This is a genomic window from Planctomycetaceae bacterium (genome assembly GCA_041398825.1).
Classification (GTDB): Bacteria; Planctomycetota; Planctomycetia; order Planctomycetales; family Planctomycetaceae; genus F1-80-MAGs062.
The window spans coordinates 163,927-176,834 of record JAWKTX010000011.1; the positions used below are offsets into that span (position 1 = coordinate 163,927).

Genomic DNA, 12,908 nt, shown 5'->3' on the forward strand with positions numbered 1-12,908 from the left:
GCTACTTCGAACGGAACACGGCGCTCCGGACCACCGCTTTCAGGATCGATTTCACGCCAAAGTTATCGATTCTGGTGGACTCAACGATGGAATCCAGATCCTGTCTGTCGGCAAACTGGACGGTGGCTCCGGTACCCTTGGTCAATAGTTTGGCTGCGAAGTTTCTCGCCAGAGACTCAGGGCGACTTTGTACTATCGTCCGAAATTCATCGGTATCATGGAAATGTTGACCGTCAGCCATATCGTAAGACGCATCAATCCGAACAGCACGATTCGAATTTGCTCGCCCTCCTGTCGCGTAGGTTTCACGATACCGACCAGAAGGGTCATAGTTTTCCAGTGCAAACCCAGGTGGATCTATTTTCACATGGCAAGATGCACAGGAATCGTTGTTTCGATGTTTGGCAAGTAACTCACGAATACTGGTAGCGCCACGAATATCAGGTTCGATGGCTGGCACACCCTGAGGCGGTGGCGGGATCTCTTCGCCAAGCAATCGTTCGCCAATCCAAACGCCGCGTGTGACGGGTGAAGTCGTTGTACCATTTGCGGTTACCTTCAGGACCGCACCCTGCGTTAGAATTCCACCTCGATGGTGCTCAGGTTTCAGATCGATTCGCTGCAGTCCATCACCGTAGACATTCTCGATGCCATAGAAACGAGCCAGGCGACTATCCAGGTAGGTATGGTCTGAATCAATCAGCAATTGAATGCTTTCATTTCGATCAAACATTTCCTGAAGATAGGCATGTGTCTCATTCAGCATTGCCTGTTGCACGATCACATCAAACGCTGGATACAGACGAGGATCCGGCTCGGTGAAGTCGATCAACCTCAGATCCAGCCATTCAGATGCAAAATCTGTTACGAAATGGGCCCCTCGCGGATGAGACAGCATTCGATCAATCTGACCATCAAGGACTCCAGGATCCTGTAGTTCTCCGCGGTCAGCAAGTAGCAACAACTCCCGATCCGGGGGGCCGTTCCAGAGAAAATAGCTCAGGCGACTCGCCAAAGAATAATCGTCCAACAGTCCCGGCCGCTCATTGAGGTAGAGAAACCTGGGTGAACACAGCACGCTTCGATAACCCATGCGGACAGCTTCTGCGAACGGCTGACCACCACGCAGGACGTTCAGTGCACTTTCGATGAACGGTCCGGCATCTTCATCACTCACAGGTCTGCGGAACGCATCCCCAATGAATGACCGCATCAAATCCCTCAGATCAGACTCACGGTTGTTCGTCTGAACCTGAATCAGCTGCCTGTCAGAACCAATCTGTCGTCGATTTCGTTCTGGCTTATCAGGAGTTGCCTGCACATGAAGATCGCCAAACAGTCGTTTCCTGATTTCAGCATCCGTCGCTCCATGGTGTACCCTCGCCATCGTCAATGAATGGAGGTTCACGCCGGCTACATCCTGAGGATCCCCTTCTCCGGCACCGACCTGCCCACCACTGAACCTTGCCATTTTCAGTGTCGAATCACCCGGCCGAACTTCAAGCATGTGTCCCGCAGGCAGCCATGCGTCGAACGTAAGTGTGCGAGGTTCATCTGACGCTTCAAATGCAGTGACCCAATTCAGCAAGGGAGCGCTGGACACACAAGGCCCGCTGCGAACGGTACACCACACGCCGTGGTTTTTCGGCTTCCTGCGAGCCGAAATCGTCAAATGAAACCGATACCAGCCATCCTGCGGCGCCGTGGTCGCTGGCAATCGCCCGTAGAAAATCAACCGGGACGACCAGACGACTGCCAGATCGCCAATCATTTCAGGTTCGCGACATCTTCGTTGGGGATTCTGTCGGGCAACCTGTTCCGCAGAAAAGTCCCGCGTCCATTCATCCGACACAGTCGCCGATCGACGAAATGATTCTGCCAGTGCTGCGTCCACAACCTTTAGATGCTGATCCAGTTGAAAATGCGACATCGATTGGCCGCTTGCGACAGTTGCGAAACCGTCGGTCCGTGGTTCCTCAGACATCAATGTTACCAGGGGAATGTCTATTCCGAGCAAATCATGCAGTGTTCGTTCCAACTGGAGATTCGTGAGTCTCCGTCCACGGACTCGCCCCTCACTGGCAAACAATTGTTTTTGGAATCGAACAAGCCTGCTCGTTGTATTCGTTACAAAATCAGATCGCAGTGTATCGTCCGGTTGATCTGCTTCGGCAGGAGGCATCTCACCCGATCTCACGCGATCGATAATCCTCACAAGGTTCCCGAGCCGGTCGCCTTCTGCATGGCCATTGACTAAATCCGAAAGATCCAGACCTCCATCCGGCTGTGCTCCCTGATGGCACTCGAGGCAGTTGTCGGTAAGAAACGTGCGTGAGTCCTTCTGGAGGATCTCATCCCATGAAATTCCATCGTTTGCGTCAACTGTCTCTGACGCATTGCCGAAAACGATCGCGCAAAGCGAGACGAAAACGAACACCCTACCTGTTTCCACAGACACTATCCTCAAGACCGACATTCAGGCTTTACAGTTTGCAGTTGAACATTGAGAGCAGTCAGCCTTCAGCCGAAACATGAACAGTTCAAATCGGTTCCTGAAATTCATCCCCGGCGTTGGAAGAACTATTCGCTGCCTGAATCCCGATTCCTGAGTGCCTGATAGACCTGCAGCACATATTCGCTTGGAACAGCGTAACTGACCACTCGATCTGCACGGGCGATATTCAGCCCGATAATTCGGCCATCAAGGCCGACAATGGGGCCACCACATTGTTCCGGATAGACATCCGAATCATGCTGCCAAACGTGAGGAAATCCACCACTGTGGATGCTCGCAAACTGTCCCAGCAGTTCAGGCTCGTCGCCATCATTACGGTACTGCTCAAGCAATGCGTCCGTTGTTGTAAATCGCGGTGTCAGAATAATCTTCATCGTCTTGATTTGGTCACCGCGAAGGTATCGCACAGAAATTTCTTCACCCGGTTTGTAGTGCGAGACTTTGTCAATCATCTGATTCACTGTTCGCATATCAATGCCATCGATAGACAGAACGATGTCTTCTGCCTTCAGACCGGATCGTGCTGCAGCACCGCCGGAAATTACGGATTGAATGAGAATTCCGGACTGACTGCCGTTCATTTCAGCGAGTTTCACTCCCAGAAAGCCTCGCGAGCTATTGGCCTGGGTACGCGTTTCGACGCTGACAACAGTGGGGATTAAAGGATTGCCGCGGGCGTCGGGAACAATGGCCAGCGTTCCCAGATCCAGCCGATTATTCGTGTCCCAAACGGCAACCGGCAGTCGACTGGCATCAACCTTGATCAACATGAGATCGTAGGCGTCATCGGAAGCGACGATTCGGAAGCGATAACGCTGACCGTTGGAAAACACACACTCCGGTATGATTGTTTTTCGGACTTCGGAAGCCTTTGTGATGATATATCCATCAGAGCTCATCACGACCCCAAGCGCCACAGTAGGGCCTCCATCCTTGATCGCAACGACACTGTCTTTGACCAGCTGCATGGAAGGTCGGAATAACTTCAGCTGGTCTGGTGCTCGTTTCTCATACGGACCGATAGGTCGATGCGGACTCAGCTGTACAGCAAATTCATCTTCGCGCATCGCAGTCACGTCATCGGGGTCAGCATTCCCTTCCCGTCGACGACGGCGACGTTCTCGCTGTTCTTCAAGTGCTTCTTCCTGATGTCCGGTTGTCAAACGAAGAGTCGAGGGCTCGTTCTCCCGTTCAACAACGACGTCGATCTCTTCTTCATCGTCGATTTCTGATAGAAGTGTCCCCAGATCCAGACGATCTGCAAAACGTTGATTGTTGATCGAACGAATCACATCGCCGGGCCTTAAACCGGCTTTGTCCGCAGGACTGTCCTGGACCACTTGCAGGACAGCCGCCCTGAAGTCGGTCCACTTTAATCGTACGCCGAAAAAGCTCGACTCAATCAAGCGATTATCGAACGCCTGGAGTCGCCCCCAGCGACTTCGATCCTGAAAACGATCCCAGTCACGATGAAAGCAGTCGATTGCAACATGACGATTTTCAATGATGATGCTGGTGATCATGCTGTGAATTCCAATCACCCGCCCCTGCATATCAAACAATGGCCCACCAGAATCACCGAGCACGATTGAGCAATCGCTGACGATCGTGCGATGGCCGACTGAAAGAATGCGCCCGATCCGCACGGGGGCAGGTCGATCATGCTGGAGACCGCCGGGATTGCCCATCGCAAAACACTCCTGCCCCTGATACAGCTCCGCCGAACGACCCATTTCTGCGAATGGAAATGGTTTGCCATCGGGAGGTTGCCGAGTGATTCGCAACATGGCGGCATCGGCGTTTCGATTCTTGCCAAGCACTTCTGCGGGATACTCGGATCCGTCGGGAAACGTGATCGTCACCCGGCGATCCACCTCGGGTGGCTGGATGCGCCGTCGCACCGGACTGTCGACGACGTGCGAAGCTGTCAGGACGATTCCATCGGGACTGACAACAACACCGCTTCCAACCCCAAGTCCATCGGAAACGCCAACAACCGCATTGCGGACTTTTGCGATGGCCTGTTTCAGTTCCTGCTGCCGCTTCTGCAAAATCGGGTCAGCGACGATTCGGGCGGTATCGGTTTCCGCACCGGCTCTCGGCATCGCAAAAGCAGATGGCAAAAGCACGGCCGTCAGCAGAATGATCGTGCGCATTAACACCATTCGGCACCTCGATTCTCAACTACGGTTTTTCGTCACCGGATTCAGCGTTCCAGACGCAGCCCGGCTGCGGATCCAAACACCGACCTCGTCATTTTATGTCGCGTAGTGTTTGACTTTCCACGAGCAAATGCAAATCCGGGACATTCCATTCACCAAACCTTCGGGCCTGGCAGGAAAATCCGCTCTGCGTGGCGAGCTCAATCGGTCCCCATGGTGGCAATTGCACAAGAGAGTTCGCTCAGGCTAAATGTGTCACCGGAATCCGAGCCATTCGCCAGGAGTTCGATCTGTGAAGCCCGGAATGAGACGATGGCAGCGTTTTTCTGCAGGAGAATTAACCTGCAGATTCGTGGAATTCGTTCCAACGCTTCCAGGCGTAGGACCACTCCATCCACATGCGTACGGCGGACCATAGGATGCGCATCCGCTCCAGTTGCTCTGCCTGCATGCGAGTCTGGCTGGCGGCCGCCTCACGAGCCGCCAGATCCAGGCCCCAGCGTTGAGCCAGCATTCGGCACAGATTGTCCGAATTTAAATCGCTTTCATTCTCACTGGTTTCAACGGATTGCCCAACGGGTACCGATTGCTCATCTGGAATCAGTCCGGCACCGTCGGCCGTCACGAAAAATTCGAACAGCCGCGAACGGTAGGGATCAACTTCGAGAGGACGCGTCGCCCCTTCAGCTTCCAGAATTAGTTTCTCTATCCCTCGCACGATATCACGGGCGACGGTGCGCTGGATGTCGTCGATGCTGCGGCGTTCGGTGTCTGGCATGATTGGTCCTCAAAATTCAGATATTCGTGGCTGGGCATTATATCTGCCGAACGTTCCACGTCCGAACCGAACGTGACATCCAGTTCTGCTTTCTCTGGATTCGTGTCAGCGAGTAAAGAGGCGCCAAACACATCGTCACCATCTGTTGGCATTGCCGACGCAGTGGCCATCAAACCGAATCCGCCCCCCAGCAACATGATGCCAATCAACACGGCAACTCCAACAATGGGCAATGCCATCTCTGTGCCCACACGCCGAACGTGAATGAGGCTGACACCCACCAGCAGAATGGACATCACACCCAGAGCCGTCAACATCAACCCCGCCAGAAAACGACGCAGGTGAAACGTCGTGCCATTCACGGAAGCCGGCGTCGTACGATGCTGTTTTGATGCCTGATTGTTTGGTGTCGTTGTATTCATGACAATTCTCCATTCTCGACTAACCACGCTCTGGGAATGCCACGACCGGGCTGATCCTTTTCCATTCCCCCATCAATCAATGCAACAAACATTGAAAGCGTCCACACGATGAGCGTGTTTGGGAGCACCATGCGCCGAAAGCACGCAGCATGTCAGTCGCCTGCCTTAACGACGGTGGCGAGACGAGGCTCAAAGAAAGTGAAAAAAACTTCTGGCTGTGCCAAATATTTATGGACCAGCAGCGAATGCAATCTGCTCAAGCGTCCAGTATGGCCGATGAGAGTCGGAGGCAAATCCGCTCCTATGCATTCCGACAGTGAGTCAGTCGCCAGCTCGAACGATTCGAAAGAAGTGACGACTATCCGCCTGCCAGGGTCTCACGAATCGGTGTCTGCACAGCGGCCCTGACCGGAAAGATGACTGCAAACGTTCCGACAACCAGCACGGCCAGCAAAGTCAGGCCAAGGGGTATCCAGGGTGCGTCAGCCCCGGTCGTTCTCAGATGAGGCAGCATGGCGAGCAGTGCTGAGGTTGTGCCGGTGATGATTCCCCAAACCAGTAGCACTGAATTTTCAACCAGAATAAGGAGTGTGACGCGAATGTTTGTGAAACCCAGTGCCTTCAGGAGCGCGATCTCGCTTCGTCGCTCAATGACATTTCTCATCATGACAGCGGTGAGCCCAAAAGTTCCGACAAGCAACCCCAACCCGCCTAACATCTGAAATGTCGAAAGGTAGGTATTCTGGACTGCCAGAAATCCTGCCAGCCGCTGGCTCACTGGTTCTGTATCCACACCGAAAGCATTCAATCCTGTTTCCAGTACAGCTGCCACACTGCTGATCGCGGCCACATCCGGATACGTTTCAATCAGAAAATATCGAGATCCGGAGATGTCCGGAACAATTCTCTTGAGATTCGCATCGCTCATCACAACGACACCCTGAAAGACACTGCTGTCAAGCATACCGACAATTCTCAGGGCAAACTGTGGAGCAATCGCGTTTGGAAAAAGGATGGAATCTCCAATCCCCTTCTTCAGGCTGAATTGCAGCGTGTTCATGTCTCCAATCACAGGTATGGTTGGAATATTCAACTCGGAATCCTGCCCCGATGATTGTTCTGCCGGTATCAGGGTATCATCAAACGATTCATTCAGTTGAAGCCACGGATTCTCTCCGGGCGTATCTGCAAATCGAAAACCACCACGCTGCAGAAATCGCTCCGATGCGCCCAGCATTGTCGGAACAGACGTTTGATAAAGATTCAGGCAACTCGCGTCCTGACCGGCCTGCATGCTGAATCCAAAAATGTTGACCGAATCAGGCAGGCTTGCTTCCGGAGAATCGTCTAACATCAGGCTGCGTCGTCCATCCGGACTGTTCAGATCAAAAAGGATAGGCTGCGAAGCTTCGGCCACTAAAGTAAACCCGCCGTTTCCGGAGGCTCGATCGGGCGTTTCCACCGTGGGATTACGACGCCCCGCTCCAACAGCCACAATAACAAACGTTGCAAACGCAATCAGGGCTGTCGTCAGCAAACTCCGTTGCGGACTTCTTGCAGCGTTCGCAATCGCCAGTCGCAGAATCCCGCCTGCAGTACGACCTCGTACACGTTCTCCCGTTCTTCGACGTAAGCGGCCGCTCAGTATCATCAGGCCGGTCGCCAGGCAGGCAAAACCTGCGATGAAGAAGCAGACCACGCGCCAAGACATGCCACCGAATGCCTCAGTCGAAGGAATAAGCCCGGCCAGAAGCAGCGAGGGCAGACCCACTGCGGTCAGAATCGTGCCGGTTCGAAGCACCAGATTCAGAACAGACCTGAAGGCCGATGGGATCACAACTACGTTCTCGCCAGTCTCTCCCATCAGCAGCTCTCGCGGTGGCCGTCGCGTGCAAACAACGAGCGATCGCCAAATCACAATCACCGCTAGTAAGAGTGAAATAGCTGCTGCGATCACCAGACTCTTTTCCTGCACGTCCAGCCTGAGAAACTGCGTACCGATCGCTCCAATCCACCAATGAGTCAATCCGTAAACCATAAGCTTCCCAAATGCGACGGCAATGAGGGATCCCAGAATCGATCCAGCAAGACTGACCACCAATCCTTCACCAAGAAACACCTTGCGCGCACGCCCGGGCGTGAAACCAATGGCTTCCAGCAATCCAATCTGGGCAACTCGCTGCTGGATTCCCAGCCGAAACATCAGTCCCGCAAGCAAAACAGCGGACAGAATCAGGAAGAAACTAAATCCCAGAAACAATTGTGTGAAATCATTGGCACCGACAGATGCCTGAAGCCCCGTGACGCGAATCGGCTGAACAATGAAGCCAAGTCTTTCGGGTTGCAGTCGTTCCAGAGTAGCAGCCTTCAACTGTGACTGCAGTGACCGCAGGGCTTCTTCCGGCATCGGACCGTTCTTTCCGGCGACACGAATCGACGTATAACTCCCGAATCGACTCTTCCAGAACTTCTCTGCAGACGCCAGGGAAAGGAATGCTTTGGGCGTCGCCCTGCGTTCTGCCCAATAGTCATCATCGCGAGACGTAATTCGGTCCATCTCCATGTCAAAAGGTTGATCCCAGTCGGAGAAGGAATCCACGTTGGTAACGCCTTCGACGAACGGAGTCAGGTGCTGGTCGATTGAAACCGGATCCTCTGCGTCAAGAATTCCAACCACTTCAAACTGATGGTGCGTCTCCGGCAAATCACCGTGGCTGCCGACCTCATGCCATCGTGCCTGCACGGAATCGCCAACTTGAATTTCCAAATCCCGGGCCAGCCACTGCGACAGAATTATTTGGTCATCCGTCAGTGCGGGCAGCGGCTGACCGCCAGTTAACTGAAATGGTCCCAAAGGCGACGGTTGATCAAAGTTCAGCCCCGCGATGATGGAATACATCGAATAACCCGGCATCTGACCGGAAGTTGAAGCCTGGTTCTCCGACTCCGTTCCCACCGCGCGACGAATCTCGTTTGCCAGATACACCAGCGTCGGTTGAGCGTTCGTTCCCAGACTCTTCGCAGCGTCGAGAACGGGACCAGCAATTCCGTCTTCCAGAATCATGCTGTCGCTTTCAACCGACAGATACCCTTTTTCGGGGACGTTCCGAAACACAACGCCGATGTCCGCCAGACTTAGTTCCGAATGAAACACGTCCTGAATTACGTCACGATGACGAAGGTCTGCGTTCAGAATGGCAGGATCAGCGACTGAGTGCACAGATTCAATAGACGTTTGTGACCCTCTGATTCGCTGCCCGGCGAACATTGCATTCACACGAGCAGGTCGCGCGACTGGATTCCGACGCGAAGCTTCTCGTTCGTCCAGTTCAAGCCGAGACTGCAATGCCGACAACGACAGGAAGGCATTGTAAGGCAACTGCTGTCCTGGATTCAGCGAGAATCGTGAGGCGCCGTCGTCCTCCGCCAGAATGCTTTCAACAGTCAGTACCAACTCCAGGTTGACATCCTCGCGTTCCCCCAGAAGGCTGTCTCGAGGAATTGCAGACGGACGTTCAATCCAAACTGAGACATCGTCTCCAACAGACGCATGCAGTTCTTTCGCCGTTCGCGCTCCCAGCACGATACCGCGATCCGTGGGAATAGCCGCGTCGCCATGCAGCAGCATCGACCACAAGTCATCTGTGACACCAAGAATGACGGCCGATCCCGCGCGACGGATGGATGTTTCGCTGGTAGGTATGGCGTTCTCACCCCGATACTCCACACTGCCGGTCAACAGCATTCCGGAGGTGACAACCATGCCATCTACTCCGAAACGGTCGGACTCCGCAAGTAAACGGCCGACACGTTGCACCTGCTCTTCGGTGAAGAACCGAGGAGAGTGAAGAACATGCGTCAGGCCGCCGAGTCGCTGCAGCGTCATCTGCTGCAGACTCGATCGAACCGAATCTCCGACAATGAGCGATCCACCAATAACAGCCGTCGAAATGGCAACAGCCAGCATGACGACAATATTCAGTCGGCGATAATGCCAGAGACCACGCAAAATGATCGAAAACATGATTCACGGCCCACAACACTGACGGTCCACAATGATCACGAAACAGATACTGGAAGGGATGTTAGCACATAACAGCGTTTTTTGTTGACCCAGCAAGTGGAGCGGACTCAGCAACTCCGGGTTTCTATTCCCGGATGCTTACCCTGAATTCCGAAATGGTCCCTTTCGATTCTCGCTTTCATCAGCATCTCACAGCTGCAGGAAACGAGAGTGGTTGTGGCCAGCAAATGGATGCGAAAACGACACGTGTCAAACAGGTAAGGTGAGCCGACACATAATTCTTTCAAGACAGGTGTGGTCAGGCCGCAATCCGATTAAACTACGCGGACGCACAGTTCATCCCACCCTCGAACATCTTGCCAACAGGAAACAGGAGCCGCCAGGATCGTGACCAACTCTCCCCAGCACTTCCGTCAATTCCCGGCTCTGATCGTTTTGCTTTCCATCATCCTGGTGCCGGCATACGGGCAGGAACCAGCAGGCACAGGGCTGAATTTCAACACCCTTCTGGAACGTGCCGACAGAGACAACAGCAACACCATATCGAAAGCTGAATTTCGCGGACGCCCAGAACATTTTGACCGGATCGACAGCGACGGCGATGGTCAATTAACACGCGAAGAGTTCGAATCAATGCAGGCACAACGAAAACGATCGCGTGTGGGAATCGCGAACGGCCGCTTCAGAACCCAGCGAGATGTCGTCTTTGGCAAGGGTGGCGAACGTGACCTTCTCCTGCACATCGTTCTGCCGGAGAAACCAGTCTCGAAACCTTCCCCCGTTTACGTCTGGATTCACGGTGGAGGCTGGCAGGGCGGTACTAAAGACGGTGGTCTCCAGCAGGTCGCGCCACTGGTCCAGGAAGGATTCATCGGCGCAACGATTGAATATCGACTAACGGGCGAAGCCTCCTTTCCGGCTCAGATTCAGGACTGCAAATGTGCCATCCGATTTCTTCGTGCTCATGCAGCGGAATACAACATCGATCCCGATCGTATCGCCGTTGGTGGCAGCTCTGCCGGAGGTCATCTTGCTGCGTTGATGGGGACATCCGGTGAAGTAGAGGACTTTGAAGGCACAGGAGGCTGGGCGGATCAATCCAGTTCCGTTCAGGCGGTGGTCGATCTTTACGGGCCAACGGATTTCAAGTTGTTTGTAACAGAACCCGGTTTTGAAGCTCACAATCGGGATGGTTCGCCAGAATCAAAATTGTTGGGGGGCGGCGAAGTTGCCAACAATGTTGAAGGCATCAAACGGGTCAACCCCATCACGTACGTCGACGAAAATGACCCGCCTTTCCTGATTATCCACGGCGCCAGTGATCGCACCGTGCCTGTCAATCAAAGTCAGGCCATACACGATGCACTCAAGGCACATCAGGTCCCGTCCACGCTGCACGTGATTGCGGACGCTGGCCACGGGGGAACGGAATTCTCTCAACCAGAAATCCGGAAGATGATTCGTGACTTCCTGGTAAGAACACTGAAACCGGTTCAATAAGATTCTGCAGGCTCCCCATCAATGAACACACTTCTCCTGAGAATGCTTGTGGTATTTCTGTCGGCTGCGAACTCGATGGTCATTGCCGCAGAAAAGCCAAACGTTCTGCTCATCATTACCGACGAGCACAATTTTCGTACGCTCGGATGCTACAGGGAAACACTTCCACGCGAACAGGCAGAAATGTGGGGACTCGGGGCCGTTGTAGAAACGCCGAACCTTGATTTGATTGCTCAAAACGGCGTGATCTGCACGCGGGCCTATGCAACCACGCCCGTCTGCTCTCCGTGTCGAGCTGCGATGATCACGGGCCGGTTTCCCCACGCTACCGGAGTACCAACGAACGATAAGACCCTGGATCGGTCGATCCCAACTCTCGCCGATCGTCTTGCCGATGCAGGCTACCGAACAGGCTTCGTTGGGAAGTGGCACCTGGGAGGGAACGGAAAACCAGAATGGTCCCCGAAGGTCAATGGTGGGTTTCAATTCAGCAAATACATGTTTAATCGCGGTCACTGGAAGAAATTTGCGATGGAAGACGGTGAACCCCGCGTTGCAGCGGAAAAGGGGGGGCGACCAACCTACGACGTCGACAACGCCGATTCCACATCGTTTTCAACAGACTGGCTGACCGATCGCGCCATTGAGTTCATCGAAGGCGAGGATCAGGCTCAACCCTTCTTCGCGGTCATCAGCTATCCCGATCCGCATGGTCCCAACACGGTCCGGGAGCCCTACGACCATCTGTTCGACAACCTGCCATTCACACCGCCAAGAACCTATCGTTCCGGAATTCCCTCCCCGAAGTGGCTCGCCGGAGGTAACAATCATCCGATATTCCGCGGACCGGAAATGTCACGTTACTTTGGAATGGTCAAATGTATTGACGACAATGTTGGACGGCTGTTGATTCGACTTTCGATGTCCGGGCAGTTGCAGAATACGCTCATCATGATGACCAGTGATCATGGCGACCTGTGTTACGAACACGATCGACTGAACAAGGGAAATCCTTACGAAGGATCTGCTCGCGTTCCGATGCTGGTGTCATTTCCCGGTCGGATAAAAGCGGGGCAGGCATACACCAAACCTATTGGAACTGTTGACGTCACGCCCACAATCATGGGACTGCTGAATCTGCCGGCAAATGCAGACGATCAGGGACGGAACCTTGCCTCTGACCTTCGCGATGCGAAAGGCACGGAAGACTCCGTTAAAAGCGAAACGACGATCTTAAGAAGCGCCACGGCCACGGCCCATTGGATTGCAGCAGTGGACCACCGTTACAAGCTCATACTCTCCACCGATGATGTCCCGTGGCTGTTTGATGCGGCGGAGGATCCGGACGAGCTAAAGAATTTTTACCGACAACCAGGAACCGAAGCGATTACAAAATCGCTCGCCAAAGCACTGAAAACATACCGCGACAACACAAGTGATCCACAGTTCGAAAACGAACACATCGCAGCGTCGCTCAAAGCATGTCTGAGCGAATAAATATCCCCGG

7 protein-coding genes are annotated in these 12,908 nt (G+C 53.8%); 2 read left to right on the forward strand and 5 right to left on the reverse strand.

What is annotated here, in order from left to right:
- Window position 1: 1 nt before the first annotated feature.
- From R3C20_19535 to R3C20_19555, 5 genes are all read right to left on the reverse strand, one after another.
- Window positions 2-2,437, reverse strand: a complete 2,436-nt coding sequence (locus R3C20_19535) for a DUF1592 domain-containing protein (protein MEZ6042696.1) — start codon at window positions 2,435-2,437, stop codon at window positions 2-4.
- Between the two features lie 143 nt (window positions 2,438-2,580).
- On the reverse strand, window positions 2,581-4,680 hold the full coding sequence (locus tag R3C20_19540) for a trypsin-like peptidase domain-containing protein (GenBank protein MEZ6042697.1): 2,100 nt from the start codon (window positions 4,678-4,680) through the stop codon (window positions 2,581-2,583).
- A 334-nt stretch (window positions 4,681-5,014) separates the two neighbouring features.
- Entirely contained in the window at window positions 5,015-5,455 is a 441-nt protein-coding gene (locus R3C20_19545) for a hypothetical protein (protein MEZ6042698.1), read from the reverse strand.
- Window positions 5,383-5,877, reverse strand: a complete 495-nt coding sequence (locus tag R3C20_19550) for a hypothetical protein (protein MEZ6042699.1) — start codon at window positions 5,875-5,877, stop codon at window positions 5,383-5,385. Before R3C20_19550 ends, R3C20_19545 begins: the two co-directional genes overlap by 73 nt.
- A 358-nt stretch (window positions 5,878-6,235) precedes the next feature.
- Window positions 6,236-9,901 carry an FtsX-like permease family protein gene (locus R3C20_19555; GenBank protein MEZ6042700.1) on the reverse strand — a complete coding sequence of 1,222 codons (3,666 nt, stop codon included), beginning with the start codon at window positions 9,899-9,901 and terminating at the stop codon, window positions 6,236-6,238.
- A 387-nt stretch (window positions 9,902-10,288) separates the two neighbouring features.
- Here R3C20_19555 and R3C20_19560 point away from each other — a divergent pair, with 387 nt between their 5' ends.
- Window positions 10,289-11,401, forward strand: coding sequence for an alpha/beta hydrolase fold domain-containing protein (locus R3C20_19560; protein ID MEZ6042701.1), 1,113 nt, complete (start codon window positions 10,289-10,291; stop codon window positions 11,399-11,401).
- Window positions 11,402-11,422: 21 nt separating this feature from the next.
- Window positions 11,423-12,898, forward strand: a complete 1,476-nt coding sequence (locus R3C20_19565) for a sulfatase (GenBank protein ID MEZ6042702.1) — start codon at window positions 11,423-11,425, stop codon at window positions 12,896-12,898.
- Window positions 12,899-12,908: the final 10 nt, after the last annotated feature.

Bases quoted from the DNA above. Each gene is read 5' to 3' on its own strand.
- R3C20_19555 (MEZ6042700.1), bottom strand. From the start codon at position 9,901: ATGTTTTCGATCATTTTGCGTGGTCTCTGGCATTATCGCCGACTGAAT.
- R3C20_19565 (MEZ6042702.1), top strand. From the start codon at position 11,423: ATGAACACACTTCTCCTGAGAATGCTTGTGGTATTTCTGTCGGCTGCG.
- R3C20_19550 (MEZ6042699.1), bottom strand. From the start codon at position 5,877: ATGAATACAACGACACCAAACAATCAGGCATCAAAACAGCATCGTACG.
- R3C20_19545 (MEZ6042698.1), bottom strand. From the start codon at position 5,455: ATGCCAGACACCGAACGCCGCAGCATCGACGACATCCAGCGCACCGTC.
- R3C20_19540 (MEZ6042697.1), bottom strand. From the start codon at position 4,680: ATGGTGTTAATGCGCACGATCATTCTGCTGACGGCCGTGCTTTTGCCA.